This window comes from Microbacterium sp. CFBP 8794, from assembly GCF_014841235.1.
GTDB lineage: Bacteria > Actinomycetota > Actinomycetes > Actinomycetales > Microbacteriaceae > Microbacterium.
Window position 1 is genome coordinate 509,175 of the sequence record NZ_JACYTT010000003.1, and the last position, 17,322, is coordinate 526,496.

Below are 17,322 nucleotides of genomic sequence, written 5' to 3' on the forward strand. Positions count from 1 at the left end.
TCCGCTTCCGCGCGTCCGGGTTCCGCGGGGCGCGCCGTGATCTACGCCGTGCGCGCGGCAGGCCGGATCGAAGAGACCAGCGTGCTCGCCCTCGAGGCGTTGCGCCGCGTGTCGACCGCGGTCGTCCTCGTGCACCCCGGGCCCCTGGCATCCGAGGTCCGCGCCCGCCTCGACGATCTGATCGACGACGTCATCGAGACCGACGGCGAGGAGTTCGACTCGGAGGCGTACGCCCCCGCGATGGAACGTCTGCGCCGCCGGTGGCCCGCGATCGACGAGATCGTGCTCACCGGGGACTCGTGGTTCGGTCCCGTGGCCGACCTGGCTCCGCTGTTCGAGCGCATGGCCGACAGTGCCGCCGACGTCTGGGACGTTCTGCCGGCGGCTCCGCCGCGCGAGGCCTTCCCGGGCGAGGGGTTCCCCGCCATCGCCGACCGGCCCTGGTTCTTCACCGTGGTCCGCCGCACGCTGTTCGAGAGCGCCGCGTGGCACCGGTGGTGGGGGCCGACGTCGGCCGCCGGTGAGCGGGAACGCTCGCTCGTCGCGGAGATGACCGCGGCGGGCTTCGCCCACGAGCGGGCCTTCGACACCACCCGCTTCCATGCGCACGACCCCGGGCTGTTCGCGCCCGAGGATTTGCTCGACGTCGACGTGCCCTTCGTCGACCGCGCGGTGTTCACCAGCTACCCGCCGTTCCTCGATCGCTTCGCGATCATCGGCAGCGAGATCGCCGCGATGATGGGCGAGCGCGGGTACCCGCTCGACGTGCTGCGCTCGAGCCTGGCGACGTGCGTGGCTCCGAAGGCGCTGAACACCACGCTGGGGCTGCTCTCGGTGCTGTCCGACGAAGCGGTCGAGCCCGATGCGGGATCGGCCCTGTCGATCGCCGCGGTCGTGCACGTGAGCGACGTCGACGAGATCGACGAGGTCCTGCGCCGCCTGCAGTTCCTCCCGTCGGGCGCCTCCGTGTTCATCACGACGACCGAGGGCGTCACGGCGGCCCGCCTGGAGCGCCTGCTCGAAGCGTGGGCGACGACCAACGCGCACACCTACGAGCTGCGCGTGACCCCCCAGAGCCCCGGCCGCGACATGGCCGACTACTTCGTCGGATGCCGCGACGTCATCCAGTCCGACCAGTACGACCTGGTCGTGAAGCTGCACATGCGCCGCGCGCCCTGGAAGACGATGAATCGGCTGCGGTACTTCCGCCGGTACCAGTTCGACAACCTGCTCAGCAGCCCCGGCTACGTGCGCAACCTGTTGTCGCTGTTCGAGAAGGAAGAGCGTCTGGGCGTCGTCTTCCCCCCGATGATCCACGTCGGCTACGCGACGATGGGGCGCGGGTGGGCCCTGCTCGAACCCCACGCCGAACGGCTGAGCAAGCGCCTCGGCATCCGCGTGCCGCTCGACGCCGTCTCGCCGCTGGCGCCGTACGGGGGCATGTGGGTCGGGCGTCCCGCGGCCTTCCGCGTGCTGACGCAGCGCCGGTGGACCTTCGCCGACTACGGCTGGAAGGGCGAGCGGCGCTTCGGTCACCTCGCCCACCTGCAGGAGCGCCTGGTGAGCGCCGCGGCCGGGCAGGCCGGCTACTACTGCCGCACCGTGCTGAACTACGCGCACGCCGAGATCGGCTACACCGCGCTCGAGTACAAGGTCGACCAGATGTTCTCGACCACCCGCGGGTGGCCCGTCGAGCAGATCGGGTTCCTGCATCGGGCCGGCTACACCGGCTACGGCGGGACCGTCGCCCTCGTGCGCATGTACGTGCGCACGAATCATCCCCGGGTGGCGGACGCCTTCCGTCCCGCGTACCGCGTGGCGCTGCGGGCCCACCGTGTGCTGTCGGCGGGTCGCCGTGTCGCTTCTCGTCTGCGCAGCGAACGGGGCGAGAAGGAGCGAGAGGTGTCGTCGTGAAGACCGCAGAGCTGATCGGAGACTGGACCCGTCCGGCCGACACGTTCCCTCCCGACGGCAAGCGGCTGCTCATCTACGTCGTCTTCGACCGTCGCGGGGAGGTGGGCGACTTCGTGCTCTACGCCCTCGAGCACATGCGCGCGTTCTGCGACGAGATCGTGGTGGTCTCGAACGGTCCGCTCACCGCCCAGGGCCGCGCGCGGCTCGAAACGGTCGGCGACCTGGTGCTCGAGCGTCCCAACGAGGGCTACGACATCTGGGGCTACAAGCACGGTCTGGACGCCGTCGGGGAGCGCGTGTCGTCGTTCGACGAGCTGCTGCTCGTCAACGACACCTGGTTCGGTCCCATCCGGCCGTTCGGCCCGATCTTCGAGCGCATGAACGCGCACCCCCTGCACTTCTGGGGCATGACGGACCACCTGCGGGTGGAACCGCACCCGTTCACGCAGGACGAGGACTACCTGCCGTACCACCTGCAGTCGTACTGGGTGGCCGTGCGTCGGAACATGTTCACCTCGCCCGAGTGGGACGCCTACTGGCGCGACCTCCCGGCGATGACGACGTACTCCGACGCGGTCACCAAGCACGAGGGCATCTTCACCCAGCACTTCACCCAGCAGGGTTTCTCGGGCGAGGTCGCGTTCCCGACGCTGACCGACAAGATCGAGAACCACGCGGTGCTCTACGCCGAGCAGCTCATCGACGCCGGGTGCCCGACGCTGAAGCGACGGCCGTTCTTCCAGTGGCCGGTCTTCCTCGACCGCGTCGCGGTGGTCGGCAAGTGGACCCTCGAGGCCGTGGAGCGCAACGGCTACCCGGTCGAGCTCATCTTCGACGACCTGGCACGCAACGTCGAGCCGCGCGTGCTGAACGCCGATGCCGCCCTGTTGCGCGTGCTCTCGCCCACCGACGACGGCTACGACTCGTCGAAGCCGATGCGTACGGCCGTGTTCGCGCACATCTTCTACGTCGAGATGACCGACGAGATCCTCGATCGCGCGGGTTACCTGCCCGGCGACGTCGACCTCATCGTGACGACGCCCGAGCGCGAGCGCGCCGACGAGATCGAGCGCATCATCGCCGCGCGGGGGTTCCCCGGGCGCGTCGAGGTGCGGGTGGTCGCGTCGAACAACGGCCGCGACCAGGCGGCGTTCCTCATCGGATGCCGCGACGTGCTGCTGTCGGACCGCTACGACCTGGTGGTCAAGATCCACTCGAAGAAGACGCCGCAGGACGGCGCGAACATGGGTCGTCACTTCCGTCGCCACCAGTTCGAGAACCTGCTCGGCGGCCCCCACGAGGCAGCGACCATCGTCTCGCTCTTCCAGCAGCAGCCGGGGCTCGGACTCGCGTTCCCGCCCACCGTGCACCTCGGACACCCGACCATGGGGCACGGATGGTGGGCGAACCGGCCCGGGGTGGCCGAGTTGTGCGCCGAGCTCGGCATCCGGGTTCCGCTCGACGAGGTCTCGCCCCTCGCGCCCTTCGGGTCGATGTTCTTCGCCCGCCCGCAGGCGCTGCGCCTGCTCCTGGAGCGGGAGTGGACCTACGACGAGTTCGGCGGTGCCGAGGCGTACGTCGACGGGGGACTCGCGCACATCCTCGAGCGGATGCCGGTCTACGCGGCCGGCGAGCTCGGGTACCACTCGATGACCATCGCCACCCCCGAGTACCTCTCGAAGAGCTACACCGCCTTCGACTACAACCTCGACCACATGTCGGCCACGATGCCCGAGGACACGCAGCACCAGGTGCAGTTCCTCCGACGCGCGGGCTACATCGGGTGGGGACGATTCCGTGACTTCGTCGACATGTGGGTCCGGCTGCACCGTCCCTCGGCCGCCGACCGCATCGATCGGGCATTCACCTCCACCGAGCGTGTCCGCGGGGGCCTCTGGCGCGCCCGGCAGCGACTGCGTCGTCGGTGAGTTCAGACCCCGTGCAGAAACCCACCAGTAGAATCGGTCCCCATGTCCAGTTCCTCATCCTCCGCGGATAACGCGCGCTTCGCACGCCTCGCGGAGATGCCGATGCGCTCCGTCGGCGTCACCCCCGGCTTGGGGTTCGCATCGCTCTGGACGACGCTGCGCGACATCTTCGCGCGCCGCGAGATGCTCGACCTCCTCGTCAAGCGCGACATCAAGGCGCGCTACAAGGATTCCGCGCTCGGATTCGTGTGGGCGCTCATCCGCCCCCTCATCCTGCTGGGCATCTACTTCGTCGTGCTGGGCCAGTTCCTGGGCGCGGCGCGCGGCATCCCGGACTTCGCCATCTTCATCTTCACCGGCCTGACGGCGATGAGCCTGTTCCAGGAGATCGCCGTGGGCGGCACCGGGTCGATCATCGCCAACGGCGGTGTCGTGAAGAAGGTGTACATGCCGCGCGAGATCTTCCCGCTCGCGGCGACCGGATCGGCCCTGTTCAACTTCCTCATCCAGCTCGGCGTGCTGCTGGTCGCGACGGTGATCGCGGGCAAGCCGCCTCTGCACTGGCAGATCGTCTACGCGGTCCCCTCGCTGCTGCTCATCCTCGTCTACGGCCTGGCCTTCTCGCTCTTCTTCTCGGCGGTGAACGTGTACCTCCGCGACGTGCAGTACCTGGTCGAGGTCGTGACGATGCTCCTCATGTGGCTCTCGCCGGTGCTGTACGCCTGGCATCTCGCGAGTCAGATCATCACGAGCCCGACGCTGCTGGAGATCTACACGAACAACCCGCTGACCCTCGCCGTGCTCGGATTCCAACGGGCGTTCTGGCTCGGCGGAGACGGTCTGGACCAGCCCGCCCACCTCGTGCTGCGCATGGCCATCGCACTTCTCATCGGTCTCGTTCTGCTCGTGCTCAGCCACCGTGTCTTCGTGCGCCTGCAGGGCAACTTCGCCCAGGAACTGTGATCGATATGTCGTTTGACGTGACCCCCGCCCTGGCGCGCCCCGAGGTCGTCGTGCTCACCGACGTGTCGAAGCGGTTCGTCGTGCGCAAGGACACCTCCATCAAGGAGCGCCTCGTCACGCTCGGCCGCGCCGGCCGTCGCCACCGCCAGGACTTCTGGGCGCTCAGCGACGTGAGCCTCGACATCCGCGCGGGTAACACCATCGGTCTGATCGGGCACAACGGCTCGGGCAAGAGCACGCTGCTGAAGGTCATCGGCGGGATCATCCAGCCGACCTCCGGCGACGTGAAGCAGCGCGGACGCGTGGCGGCTCTGATCGAGCTGGGCGCCGGGTTCCACCCCGACCTCACCGGTCGCGAGAACGTCTACCTGAACGCCTCGGTGCTCGGGCTCAGCCGGGAAGAGACCCGGGCGAGCTTCGACGACATCCTCGACTTCTCGGGCGTCGGCGACTTCATCGACACCCAGGTCAAGTTCTACTCGTCGGGGATGTTCGTGCGCCTCGCGTTCGCGATCGCCGTGCACACCGACCCCGACATCCTGCTCGTCGACGAGGTGCTCGCCGTGGGTGACGAGCAGTTCCAGCGCAAGTGCCTGGACAAGATCAAGGAGTTCCAGCGCCAGGGACGCACGATCATCATCGTGTCGCACGCCCTCGACCAGATCGAGGAGCTGTGCGATCGGGTGATCCTCATGGACAAGGGCCGGGTCGCGTTCGACGGTCTCGCCGAAGCCGCCGTGGAGCGCTTCCGCGAGCTGCTCGAAGAGGGGTCCGGCAAGGTGTCCGCGCGCCCCGAGCAGGTGCTGCGGGCGGCGGAGATCGTCGCGGTCGACGTGCGCGCGGCCGACGGCACCCGGTCCAACGACTTCCAGACGGGCGATTCCTTCCGTGTCGGTGTGACCGTGCGCGGCCTGCGCGCGCTCGACGAGTGGGCGCTCGGCTTCAGCATCGACACCTCGTCGGGTCTGCTGGCCCTGGCGTCGAACACCAGCATGCTGGGCACCTCGCTGCCGGCGCTGCACGAGGGCGAGACGACGACCGTCGAGATCGACGTCGACAGCGCCCGCTTCAACCCGGGCAGCTACTGGGTCAACGCGAACCTGCACGGCATCAGCGAGTCGACCTCGCACGCCCTCATGCAGGGCGCGGAGTTCACGGTGCACGGCCGGTCGGACTCGCTGGGGTCGGTCCCCGCCGAGGTGCGCTTCCGCTGAGCTCCCGCCGACCCGCACCCGCGGGTCAGCGTCGCGGCTGCGCCTCCGAGGCGCGCACGGCGGCGTCGAGCAGGGTGCGCGCCCGCGCGTCGAACGAGTGCTCGGCGCGGACGCGCGCGCCGGCCGCGGCCAGCACATCGGCGTCGGGGAAGACGGCATCCACGTCGTGCGAGAGCATTCGGATGAGCTCGGGCACCTCGTCGTAGGTGGCGACGGCGCCGCCGAACAGCTCGTCGATCCCCTCGACCCGGTCGCTGATGGCCCGGCCGCCCGCGGCGACCACGTCGAAGAGGCGGTTGCCGATGAACCCCCGCTGCTGCATGGCGGGCCAGTGGTCGTTCAGCACCACGCCGGCGCTCTCGTACAGTCCCGGCAGGTCGTCGTTCGAGACGCCGGTGGCGCGGATGTGCGAGGCCGGGATCCAGCCGCGCCAATCCGGACCGATGACGGTGACGGGGATGCCGGCGCGGATGGGCTCGACGATCGAGGGGCGCAGGATGCCACGCGCCGTGCCCACGAAGAGGATGTCGCCGCCGCGCTCGCGCCCCTCGGGGCGGAAGCGCGTCGCATCGGTGCACTGCAGCAGGGGCGTGATGGCGACGCCGAGCTCGGCGCCGGTGGCGGCGGCCCAGGGGGCGGAGGCCGCGAAGACCCGGTCGAAGCCCGCGACGTCGGTCGCGGTGATCTCGTCGGGGTGGCTGATGACCCACAGCAGGGAGACGCCGAAGGGGGAGGCCTCGAGGGGCTCGGGGCCCCTCAGGGCGACCGTGACGTCGTCGAGGTGCCGCGTGGAGCGCGTGCGAGCGGCGTAGGAGTCGATCACGACCTCCTGCCCCAGCCGGCGGAGCGCCCCGGCCAGGGCGCGGGCGAAGTGCGTGTCGCCCCATCCCTCGGCCCGGACGCCGACCGGCGTCGCGGTCCGCAGCGCCCAGCGCAGCACGGGGACCTCAGTGCCGTCGGCGAGCTCGATCGTGCGCCCGGGGCGCCGCACCCGGGGGAGCGGACCGGAGAGCGTGCGCTCCCACCCCGCGCGGCGGAGGAGGTCGTCGGCACCGGCGAGGGGCCGCGGCGCCTCGGCAGACGCCGCGTCGCGGCCGGCGGATCCGGGAGTGCGGGAACCGGCATCCGGGGTCTGCGCGGTGGGGTCGGCGACGCGCGAGCGCGTGCGCGTCTCGATGTCGAGGGCGACGAGCGCGCGCGTGCCGAGGCGTCCCGCGGCATCCGAGCCCCGCAGCGCGGTGTCGATGTCGGCGCGACGGACGGCGACGGTGAGGCCCGCCAGGGCCGGGACCTCGAGCATCGTGGCGGGGGAGAGGGCGGTGAGGTCCTCCACGGGGTGCCCGGCGAGGAAGCGCCCCTCGGAGGTCGCTCCGACCGCGGCGATCGTGCCGTCGCCGTCGCGCCAGACCGGGGCGACGGCCGTTCCCGACGGCTCCGCGGCGACGCGCGCTGTCAGGACGACCGCGTCGGCGGCGGTCAGCGTCTCGTTGGGGCCGCGCAGCACCAGCACCTCGGCGGTCGAGGTCTGCACGAGTTCGTCGAGGGCGCGCGCGGCGTCGTCATGCCTCCGCCGACTGATACGGACGCGCGGGTGCGACGCGGCCATGATCGAGGCGAGCGTCCAGTCCTCGGGGCGGTCGTCGAGCACGGCGATCGCCACTCCCTGACCGTCGACGTCGGCGAAGCGCACGGCCTCGGCGATCGACTCGTCGAAATCCCACTCCTCGGGGCCGAGGGCGAGCAGCAGCTCGCGGGACAGGGGAGTACGGCCCGCCGTCGCGGCGACCTCTCCGCCGACGCGGGCGCGGGACGCCGCCGCGGTGATCGTGCGCGACAGCTCGGACCACGTCGCGACCGCGGGTTCCGCCGCGGGGCCGTAGGGCAGGGAGTGGGCCTCGCGCCGGCGCCACGCGTGTCCGACCGGTCCTCCCGGGGCGTCCCACGCGTCGGGATGACGGGTGCCGTACGCGACGGCATCCCACAGGGGGCTCACCTGCAGACCTCGCGGATCGGCGACGAGATAGGCGTACAGCGCGGGAACGCGCCACGCCTCGGGGAGGTGGTCGCCGACCGCGGTGTCGACGAACAGCGGCGACAGACGCAGGCCGTCGCGATATCCGCCGTTGACATAGCGGCGCACGGCGGCGGCCTCGGAGAGCGGCGAACCCGTCTGCGCGCGGACGTAGTCGAGGTCGACGATGCCCGCCCGCCGGATGACGCGCGCCCACCAGACGCGGTCGAGGCGCGCGACCAGGGGGCGCAGGGGAGCGAGGTCGCGCGCGGCGCGCACGCGCGAGCGGAGAGCGGACAGCATGCGTCCGATTTTACGGAGCGACCGGCGATGCGGCCGACGGGGTCAGGCGCGCCCGGCCCAGTAGCCGTCGCCGCGCATGCGCAGCGAGGTGCGCAGATCGATCGTCGCGTCGACGGCGTCGAGCGGCAGGGGGAGTCGGGGCGCCCGCGCACCGCGGCGCCATCCCTCGATGCGGCCGCGCAGCGACACCAGGTCGCGCCGCAGCACGAGGCGCGCGACCGACACCACCGCTTCGACGGCGACGGCACGCAGTCCCCACCGCGAACGCAGCACGCCGTACTTGCGCAGCAGGTAGCCGCGGGCGAACCCTGACAACCGGCGCTGGCGCTCCGACTCGGTGCCCGCGCTCGCCCCGCCGAGGTGCGTGCCCACCGGCTCGGTGATCGCGACGCAGCCCCAGCGCGCCGCGCGCAGGCGGAAGGCCAGGTCGAGCTCTTCGCCGTACATGAAGATGTTCGTGTCGAACGTGCCCACCTCGTCGAGCGCGGCGCGGCGGTAGACCGCGACCGCGCCGTACGGACCGAGAACGGGCGGAACGCTGGCGTGCACCGCCGAGAGGGGCGCGCCGTGGAAGCGCACGAAGCCGGTGCCGGTGACGTCGGCGACGATGCCGTACGAGTCGACGGAGCCGTCGGGGGCGAGCAGCAGGGTCGCGGCGCTGCCGATGCGGGATGCCGGGTCGTCGGGTAGCGCGGTGATCGCCGCAGCGACCGCACCGGGCTCGAGCACGACGTCGCTGTTGACGAGCATGACCAGCCGCGCGTCTCCCGCCTCCATGCCCACGTTGCACGTGCGGGCGAAGCCGAGGTTGACCTCGTTGCGCAGCAGCGTGACCTCGGGGAAGGCCTTCTCGATGCGGTCGGCGGTGTCGTCGGGCGAGCGGTCGTCGACGACGATGACGCGTGCCGCGACGCTCTGGTCCAGCGCCGCGCGCACGCACGTGCGCACGAAGTCCCAGCCCCCGTACACGGGGATCACGATGTCGATCTCGGGATCGGCACTCATGCGCGACCGGCCTTTCGTTCGGACACCGGCACCCGGAGGGCAGCACGGGCGGGATGAGCCCCCAGTGTACGGCCGCACCCGTGGTCGACCCGGGTCGGTACGATGGGACCGCCTCCCCGGCGCACCCGCCCATGACCCCCACCGACCCCGCCGCCGCCCCGATCGAGGGGTACATCGTGCTGGCGGCGTACCGGCCCCCGGCGGAGCTGTTCGCCCGGCAGCTGCGCTCGCTCCAGGCGCAGACGCTCGGCGCGTTCCGCTGCCTCGTCGTCGCCGACGGCGGCTCCGACGCGGTGCGCGCGCAGATGATCGACGCCGTCGGCGACGACGACAGGTTCGAGGTCATCGGGTTCGAGGAGCGCGTCGGCTTCTACCGCAACTTCGAACGCGGACTGGCCGCGGTGCCCGCTGACGCCGCGTGGGTCGCGCTGAGCGATCAGGACGACGTCTGGATGCCGGACAAGCTCGCCACCCTCGTGCCGGCGCTGCAGGACGCAGCGCTCGTCAGCGGGCAGGCGCGGGTGGTGACGTATCCCGAGGGTGTGGTGGTCACGGCATCCACGGCGCGGCGCGAGGTGGACGCGGCCTCGCTGGTGCTGGAGAACCAGTTCTCGGGCGCCCTGTGCGTTCTGTGTCGTTCGCTGCTCGACGTGGCCCTGCCCTTCCCCGCCCTCCCCGGTCCCGCGCAGGTGCACGATCACTGGCTGGCCGTGTGCGCCGCCGCGACCGACGGCACCCGCGTGGTCGACCGGGTCGTGCAGGACTACGTGCAGCACACCGCCAACGTGCTCGGCGAGGCCGATGCCGCGCGCCTCGGCTGGCGCGAGACGCTGAGACGGCGCCGCGCGGCGCTCCCCGCCGAGGGCGGTGGTCCGCGCGCCCTCGCCCGCTCGCTCTACGTCGTCAACGCCGGCTGGGCCGAAGCCATGACCGACGCTCTGCGCGCTCGGGTCGACACCCCCGTCGCGCGCGCGCTCGCCGCCGCCTTCGGCCGTCGCCGGCGGGCCGGGGCGACGGTGCGCGCCGTTCTCGGGGCCGTCGGTCGCTCGGAGGCGACCCCGCGCACCGCCGTCGTTCACCTGCTCGGGGCGGCGCTTTGGAGCGTCACGGGCGGTCGGCGCGGAAACGCCGCGCGCTGAGCCGCCGCGGTCGGTGCGTCTGCCCGCGCCGTGCCCTCAGCCGCGGGTGAGGAGCCTGCGCTGCGCGCGGATCTCGCGGGTCGCGGCGATGCCGACGACCGTGAGCACCACGACCTCCGACACGGCCAGACCCCAGACGATCGCGGTCGCGCCGAGGGTCGCGCCGAGCACGAACATGGCCGGAAGGCCGACGCTCGCCGAAGCGACGATCGCCAGCAGCACGACGCGGTTGCGGCCCGCGGGCACCAGGACGTTGCGGATGAGCGGCGTCGTCAGCGAGATGATCAGGTACGTCACGCCGTAGGCGGGGAACATGGATGCCGGAGGGGCCACCGCCTCACCGAGGAACGCCGCCGTGAGCCAGGGTCCGAGCAGCACGAGCACCAGCAGGCCGATCACGCCGACCACGAGGTGCAGCGCGAGCGCGACGAGGTGGCGGCGGGTGCGGCCGGCCTCCCACGAGGCTTCGAGCACCCATTTCTGCAGGGTGTTGCCCACGATGAGGATGGCCGTGAGGCCGACCCGGTACAGCTTGTCGGCCGAGGTGAGCTCGGCCGCGGCCTGCGTGCCCACGACCCCCTGCGCGATCGGCACCGGCGCGGTGGTGTAGCTGCCGCCGAGGCCGTCGGCGCTGGCGAGGGGCAGGTTCTCGCGGAAGCTGCGCCCGATGCCGCCGACGTGGAACGGGGGGACGACGCGGCCGTACATGTGCACGTGCAGCGCGGCGAGACCGACGAGTACGCCCGCGATCATCATCAGCGGATACGCCACAAGCTGACCGGTGAGCTGCATGATCGCGGCGCTCGCGGCCGTGAACACGGCCATGGGGATCGCCTCGAACCACAGCACCATCCGCGCCCGGCCGGTGCCGACGGCGTACCACGACATCGTCAGGCCGGTGAGCCCCGTCGCGAGCACCACGAGAGCGGCCACCCCGCCGAACGCCCCGCCGACGAGGGCCGCGGCGATCGCGGCCGTCACGCCGCCGACGACGGCGAAGACGGCCAGACGCGACCAGAAGCTGTGCGCGTAGACGTCGCGACGCGCCTCGTCGTGCTCGGCCATCGCGATCCGGGCGCCGCCGGCGACGTTCCAGCCGTAGCTCGAGATCATCGCCAACAGGCTGCCGAGCGCCTGACCCGTTCCGATCGCCGCCCATCCCTCGGCGCCCTGGATGCGCGCCGCGATCGGCAGCACGAGCAGCGGTACGACCGCGACGATCATCGGGGCGGTGCCGAAACCGATCAGGCGCGCGAGCAGGACCTTCACCGTCGTCGCTCCCCGCGCGTGCGATCCAGCACCTCGGCCGTGGCGTCGGCCGCGTCGTCCCACGTGAAGCGCGACGCCCACCGCTGGGCGTCGGCCCGCGTGGCGGCATCCGGCGGCGCCGTCAGCGCGGAGGTGATCGCGGCGCCGAAGGCGGCGGCATCCGTCGCATCGGCGTACCGGGCGGCGTCGCCGCCGACCTCGCGCAGCACGGGCACGTCGTGGGCGAGCACGGCGACGCCGCGCCGCAGCGCATCGACCACCGGCAGCCCGAAGCCCTCGACCAGCGAGGGGCACGCGTACAGGTCGGCGATCTGGAACAGCGCCTCGAGCTGATCGTCGCTCACCCACCCGGGCAGCACCACGTCGCGCTCGAGGCCGAGTCGCCGCACGTCTTCGGCGAGCGGGTCGGGCAGGCGGCTGCCCGCGACGACCACGACGGGGCGCACGGCCGGGTCGATGGTGGCGCAGGCGGCGAGCAGGCCGGGGAAGTTCTTGTGCGGCATGCGATTACCCACGCTCAGCACGATCGGCCGGTCATCGGGCAGGCCGAGCGGAGCCAGGATGCCGGCGGGATCGGCGACCGGACGCGGTACGGTGCTGCCGTTGTGCACGACGTCGATGCGCGTGGCGTCGACGTCGAGGTGCGCCGAGATGCTGGCCGCGGCCGCGTGCGAGACGGTGAGGACGCGGTCGGCCGTGCGGGCCGACCGGCGCATGAGCGTCGAGGTCACCGCGCGCTGTGCCCGCTGGGCCAGGCCGCCCGGCACTTCGTCGTAGATGGCGTCGTGCACGGTCACCACGCGCGGGACGCCGCGGAACACCGGCCCGAAATTCGCCGGCGCCCACACGAGGTCGGCGCGGCCGCGACGGGCGACGGGGCCGGTGACGGCGACGGCGCCCAGCGCCCACGTCGCGGGGTCGGCGCCCACCCACGGCACCGTCTGCACGTGCCCCGGGAAGAACGACGACACGCGCTCGGCGCCGACGCGGCCCGTCAGGGCGGCGAAGCGCACGTGCGGCAGGCGCTCCGCCAGGCGCGGCAGAAGCTCGCGCACGTACGTCTCGGTGCCTCCGCGCGACCCGGTGAAGCCGAGCAGATCGACGAGGATGCGTCGGTCGGCCATCAGCTCTCGATGACGGCTTCGGGGCGCTGCTCGCGCCGGGGCGTGGTGAGTACGCCCGAGAAGAAGCTCATCATCACCGTCTGGAAGCCCAGGACGATCGTCAGGGCGCTGGGCACGGCGATGCGCACCGCCTGGGCGGCGTTCTGCGTGCCGAAGTCGAGGCTGCCCCACAGCGAGACCTGCACGATGGCGATCACGATGCCGAGCAGGAACAGGCCGACGCCGATGAGGAGGCCGCGCTCGGCGGACCACCTCGCCACGATCCGCCGATACCGCTCACTGGTGGGGAGGAAGCCCTCTTGCGTGGCGTAGAGCTTGGTCAGCCAGAAGAACAGCAGGGATTGGAACCCCGTCACGCACAGCGCGCTCGCGTAGACCATGGTCGTCACGTCGAACCCGACCCCGGCGATCTCGATGCCGCCGAACGACAGCACGCCGACGGTGATGGCCCCCAGGAAGAACGCCACCAGGCCCGGGTAGACGAAGAGCCAGCGCGGGGCGAACAGCAGCAGGAAGCGCAGGTGGCGCCAGCCGTCGTGCCAGCTGCGCAGGTGGGGAGGACGCGAACGCCCGTCCTTCTTCAGCGTGGTGGGCACCTCTTCGATGCGGTATCGCGCGAGCGACGCGCGCACCACCATCTCGGAGGCGAACTCCATCCCCGTGGTCTGCAAATCGAGCTCGCGGATGCGCGCGCGGTTGAAGCCGCGCAGACCGCAGTGGAAGTCGCGGATGCCCGGTCGGAAGAACAGCTGTCCGATGAACGACAGGACCGGGTTGCCGAGGTACTTGTGCAGCGGCGGCATGGCGCCCGGGGCGATGCCGCCGAGGAACCGGTTGCCCATCACCAGGTCGGCTCCCGCGCGCAGGCGCTCGACGAACGGCTCGAGGTTCTCGAAGTCGTAGCTGTCGTCGGCGTCGGCCATGATGACGTACTGCCCGCGCGCGGTCTCGATGCCGTTGATGAGAGCCGCGCCGTAGCCGCGCCGCGGCGCGTGCGAGACGCGGGCGCCCAGGCGCTCGGCGAGGGCCTGCGAGCCGTCGGTGCTGCCGTTGTCGGAGATCAGCACCTCGCCCCGGATGCCGCTGCGGGCGAGGAAGCCCTGCGCCTTGCGGATGCAGACCTCCAGCGTCTCGGCCTCGTTGAGGCACGGCATGAGGATCGTCAGCTCGACGTCCGTCGAGTCGGGAGTGGTCACGGGGTGTCTTCTTTCGTCTTCACCGCGGCGGGGGTCGGCAGCGGCAGTGCCGAGAGGATCCCTTCCACGGTGCGGCGGATGGTGCGGGTGCCCACGGCGGTGTCGTACCAGGCGCGCGAGGTGCGGCGCAGGTCGTCACCCCCGTCGGCGACGGCCCGGATCGCCCGGGCGAGGTCGTCGGGTCGGGTGGAGGGGGCGACGACGCCGTTGACGCCGTCGTCGATGAGTTCGGTGGCGGCGTTTCCCTCGTCGGGCACGAGCACGACGGGCGTGCCGTGGGCGTTGGCCTCGACGACGACGAGCCCGTACCCCTCGCGACGCGACGGGTTCGCGAGGCACAGGGCGCCGTGCAGGAGCGTGTCGAGCTCGGCATCCGAGACGAAGCCGGGGAAGTCGGTCCACTCGTCGCCCCCGACGCGGCGCACCTCGGCGCGGACGGCGTCGGAACTGGGTCCGGTGCCCAGCACGATCAGGCGCAGGTCGGGGATTCCCGCGCGGGCGGCGGCGACGGCGGCGGGCAGGGCCTCGACGCGCTTGTCGGGGATGTGACGACCGACGTACAGCACGTAGGGCGGCGTGGTCGCGGGGGAGGGGGCCGCCACGTCGACGGCGCCGTCGATGAGGCCCGGGCTCACCACGGGCGGGCGGCGGAGCCCTTCGCGGCGCAGGCGCGTGGCGCTGAGCTGCGAGTGACAGGTCGCGAGGGGCGTGATCGCGATCGCCGCGCGCTGCAGCACCCAGGCGATCGTGCCGGTGACGGTGCCGGAGTACTCGACCCACTGGCGGCGGTGCCACACCTCGAGGTAGTCGACCACCAGGCGCGTGCCGGAGCCGAGCAGCGCCAGGCGCGCGGCGAAGACGTTGAAGATCGGCAGTCCGCTCACGATGACGGCGGCGTAGCGCCGGCGCCGACGCACGAGGGCGCGGAAGAGTGCGGCGGCGTAGCGCAGGGCCGCCGGGATGCGGCGCACGCCGTCGGCGGAGTACAGCGACAGGCGGCCGGTGACGGGACGGATGCGGAAGTGCTCCTCGACGGGGGTCGCGCCCTCCCACTGCACAGCGGTGAGGTAGTCGACCTCGAGGCCCCGCCGCCCCAGCTCGTCGGCGAACGCGCGGTACTGCCGCTCGCCCCCGCCCGTGGAGTACGGGAAGAGGCAGTCGTAGGCGACGGCGACCGTCGAGGAGCGGGGCACCTCAGCAGCCCTCGATGCGGAACAGGCGTGCGGCGGGTCCCTGCTGGTCGACGAGCACGAGGTGCTCCGACGGGATGAGGCCGTACAGTCCCTGGCGGTCGAGTCCGACGCCGGGGTTGTTCCACACGTTCTGCGCACCGAAGTCGAGGACGTAGTCGACGCCGAGGCGATCGACCGCCTCGCACACCCGGGGGTCGCTGTCGATGTCGCGCAGGGCGTTGTTGATGAGCTCCTCGTCGGGCCCGAACGCGCCGAAGACGTGCTTGCGCAGCACCTCGCGCTCGCCGATCGCGTAGGCGAGCGACGTGCCGGTCCAGGGGCTGCCCGCGATGACGGCGTCGGCGGGGGTGGTCTCGGGCAGGCGCTCGAGCAGGGCCTCTTCGTCGGCCGTGAGCAGGGGCGAACCCGCGTCGAGCGCGTAGGCGCCGCGGGCGTCCTGCACCGCGCGGACGATGTTGGGGCTCACCCCGACCGAGAAGACGACGACGGCAGCGACCGCGGCGATGGCCACGCGCAGGCCGCGCGCCGCGCGGGCGCGCTGGAGCGAGCGCGCCGCGAGGTCGACCAGCGTGATCGCGCCGAGCACCGCGACGGGGATCCCCACGGCGGGGAGCAGTGCGGCCAAGCGGAAGGAGTCGTTGTACCAGGGGTTGGTGAGCAGCTCGCGCACCGGGTTGCCCGCGGCGGTGCCCGACACCAGCACGAACAGCACGGTGGCGACCACCATGGGGCCGGCGATCACCAGGCGGCGCGGGCGCCGGACGATCGCGACCACGCCGACGAGCAGCAGGAGCGAGATCGTCACGGTGACGGTGTAGCCGTGGGGCGACAGCAGCAGCGCCTCGCCGAGGGCCTGCGCGGTGGTCTGCCACGGCAGCCAGCGCGACATCTCGGCGTTGGTGCGCATGACCCGCCACAGCACCGCGAGCACGAGCAGCAGTCCGAGCAGCATCGCCGCCGTCGCCATCCACCGGCGGCGGGTGGGGAACGAGATCGCCGTGGTCAGCAGCTCGACGACGACGATCGCCGCGCCGAGGGCGACCATGCCGAGGAACGCGTTGGGATGCGACAACCCGACCCCCGCCGAGGCGACGAGCAGCAGCACGGTGGCGCGGGCGCGGGCGGGCAGTCCACGGCTGCGCAGCAGGTGCACCACGACGGCGACGCCGCCGGGCAGCACCGCGTAGCCCATGGCGTTCGGGTAGAGCACGCCGAAGAACATCAGCAGGATCGGGAAGGCGCCGAATCCGGTCGACAGTGCCGTGGAGCTCACCACGACCGCGGTGCGCTCCGACAGCAGGGCCGTGCTGAGCGCGACGACCGACAGCGGCCAAGCGACGGCCGACAGCGCGATGTTGGCCGCGTTGACGGCGAGGGGGACCGAGACCCCCGTGACGTTGGCCGCGAGGGCGGCGACGGTGTGCCAGCCGTTCGGGTAGAACCCGATGTCGGATGTCGCGCCGATGTGGAAGGCCGAGGCGTTGTCGGTGTCGACGGCGAAGGCGACGGTGTTGAGGTGGACGATCGCGTCGAAGGTCTGCGAGATGTGCGCCGGCCCGCCGAAGACGACCGCGAGCTGCAGTGCGATCACGACGGCCGCGATGCCCAGCGACACCACGCCCCACACCGCGGTGGACGGAGGGGTGCGGTCGTCGCGTTCGGGGCCGACCCAGCGGCCCAGGCCGAAGGCGGCGGCGGCGGCGACGACCGTGAGGATCACCACCGGCAGCGGCGACCACCCCAGACCCACGAAGGGCGCCACGGTGGCGGAGACCGCGAGGATCGCGATCGACACGACCGGGGCCAGAGTCAGGATGCGCAGGCGACGCACGCCCCACCCGGCCGCGAGGACGACGATTCCGGGGACGGTGAGAGCGAGGATCGAGACGATGACGGGCATCACGATCACCGACCAGGAATCGCTCATGCACTCCCATTTCTCGCTGGACGACAGTCAGTCATGCTAACGGACGGTCCCTGACCCGCCCCTGAAGGCGTCGGCGAGGCCGCCGTTTAGACTGGACGGGTCGCGGCACCGTCTCCGCGCATCCGTCGACACGAAA

12 protein-coding genes are annotated in these 17,322 nt (G+C 72.0%); 5 read left to right on the forward strand and 7 right to left on the reverse strand.

Annotation, left to right across the window (positions count from 1 at the left end):
- The first annotated feature begins 36 nt into the window (after window positions 1-36).
- From IFU19_RS09820 to IFU19_RS09835, 4 genes are read left to right on the forward strand one after another with little or no spacing between them, the layout of a single operon-like run.
- On the forward strand, window positions 37-1,914 hold the full coding sequence (locus IFU19_RS09820; protein WP_192013547.1) for a rhamnan synthesis F family protein: 1,878 nt from the start codon (window positions 37-39) through the stop codon (window positions 1,912-1,914).
- Window positions 1,911-3,842, forward strand: coding sequence for a rhamnan synthesis F family protein (locus IFU19_RS09825; protein ID WP_192013549.1), 1,932 nt, complete (start codon window positions 1,911-1,913; stop codon window positions 3,840-3,842). The genes IFU19_RS09820 and IFU19_RS09825 overlap by 4 nt, the downstream gene beginning before the upstream one ends.
- Window positions 3,843-3,884: 42 nt before the next feature.
- Window positions 3,885-4,805, forward strand: a complete 921-nt coding sequence (locus IFU19_RS09830) for an ABC transporter permease (RefSeq protein WP_192013551.1) — start codon at window positions 3,885-3,887, stop codon at window positions 4,803-4,805.
- A 5-nt stretch (window positions 4,806-4,810) separates the two neighbouring features.
- A complete protein-coding gene (locus IFU19_RS09835; RefSeq protein WP_192013553.1) occupies window positions 4,811-6,019 on the forward strand; it encodes an ABC transporter ATP-binding protein in 1,209 nt (402 codons plus the stop codon).
- 25 nt (window positions 6,020-6,044) lie between these two features.
- On the opposite strand, the gene IFU19_RS09840 is transcribed toward IFU19_RS09835, so the two are convergent.
- The gene (locus tag IFU19_RS09840; RefSeq protein WP_191915196.1) at window positions 6,045-8,333 is read right to left on the reverse strand and encodes a glycosyltransferase; all 2,289 of its coding nucleotides are present in this window, start codon (window positions 8,331-8,333) and stop codon (window positions 6,045-6,047) included.
- A gap of 42 nt (window positions 8,334-8,375) precedes the next feature.
- Entirely contained in the window at window positions 8,376-9,338 is a 963-nt protein-coding gene (locus tag IFU19_RS09845; protein ID WP_192013555.1) for a glycosyltransferase family 2 protein, read from the reverse strand.
- Window positions 9,339-9,469: 131 nt separating this feature from the next.
- Here IFU19_RS09845 and IFU19_RS09850 point away from each other — a divergent pair, with 131 nt between their 5' ends.
- The gene (locus tag IFU19_RS09850) at window positions 9,470-10,477 is read left to right on the forward strand and encodes a glycosyltransferase (protein WP_192013557.1); all 1,008 of its coding nucleotides are present in this window, start codon (window positions 9,470-9,472) and stop codon (window positions 10,475-10,477) included.
- Between the two features lie 36 nt (window positions 10,478-10,513).
- On the opposite strand, the gene IFU19_RS09855 is transcribed toward IFU19_RS09850, so the two are convergent.
- From IFU19_RS09855 to IFU19_RS09875, 5 genes are read right to left on the reverse strand one after another with little or no spacing between them, the layout of a single operon-like run.
- Complete coding sequence (locus tag IFU19_RS09855) at window positions 10,514-11,746, reverse strand: lipopolysaccharide biosynthesis protein (protein WP_055834496.1); 1,233 nt, start codon at window positions 11,744-11,746, stop codon at window positions 10,514-10,516.
- Window positions 11,743-12,870 (reverse strand): glycosyltransferase family 4 protein, encoded by a 1,128-nt coding sequence (locus IFU19_RS09860; RefSeq protein WP_191915199.1) that lies wholly within the window; start codon window positions 12,868-12,870, stop codon window positions 11,743-11,745. Before IFU19_RS09860 ends, IFU19_RS09855 begins: the two co-directional genes overlap by 4 nt.
- Window positions 12,870-14,066 (reverse strand): glycosyltransferase family 2 protein, encoded by a 1,197-nt coding sequence (locus IFU19_RS09865; protein WP_082516491.1) that lies wholly within the window; start codon window positions 14,064-14,066, stop codon window positions 12,870-12,872. The genes IFU19_RS09860 and IFU19_RS09865 overlap by 1 nt, the downstream gene beginning before the upstream one ends.
- On the reverse strand, window positions 14,063-15,259 hold the full coding sequence (locus tag IFU19_RS17045) for a glycosyltransferase (RefSeq protein ID WP_192013559.1): 1,197 nt from the start codon (window positions 15,257-15,259) through the stop codon (window positions 14,063-14,065). Before IFU19_RS17045 ends, IFU19_RS09865 begins: the two co-directional genes overlap by 4 nt.
- A 1-nt stretch (window position 15,260) precedes the next feature.
- Entirely contained in the window at window positions 15,261-17,186 is a 1,926-nt protein-coding gene (locus tag IFU19_RS09875; RefSeq protein ID WP_192013561.1) for a DUF6541 family protein, read from the reverse strand.
- Between the last annotated feature and the right edge of the window lie 136 nt (window positions 17,187-17,322).

What these genes read in the sequence shown, in the direction of transcription:
- IFU19_RS09860 (WP_191915199.1), bottom strand. Translation starts at nt 12,870, where the DNA reads ATGGCCGACCGACGCATCCTCGTCGATCTGCTCGGCTTCACCGGGTCG.
- IFU19_RS09875 (WP_192013561.1), bottom strand. Translation starts at nt 17,186, where the DNA reads ATGAGCGATTCCTGGTCGGTGATCGTGATGCCCGTCATCGTCTCGATC.
- IFU19_RS09850 (WP_192013557.1), top strand. Translation starts at nt 9,470, where the DNA reads ATGACCCCCACCGACCCCGCCGCCGCCCCGATCGAGGGGTACATCGTG.
- IFU19_RS09840 (WP_191915196.1), bottom strand. Translation starts at nt 8,333, where the DNA reads ATGCTGTCCGCTCTCCGCTCGCGCGTGCGCGCCGCGCGCGACCTCGCT.
- IFU19_RS09845 (WP_192013555.1), bottom strand. Translation starts at nt 9,338, where the DNA reads ATGAGTGCCGATCCCGAGATCGACATCGTGATCCCCGTGTACGGGGGC.
- IFU19_RS09830 (WP_192013551.1), top strand. Translation starts at nt 3,885, where the DNA reads ATGTCCAGTTCCTCATCCTCCGCGGATAACGCGCGCTTCGCACGCCTC.
- IFU19_RS09835 (WP_192013553.1), top strand. Translation starts at nt 4,811, where the DNA reads ATGTCGTTTGACGTGACCCCCGCCCTGGCGCGCCCCGAGGTCGTCGTG.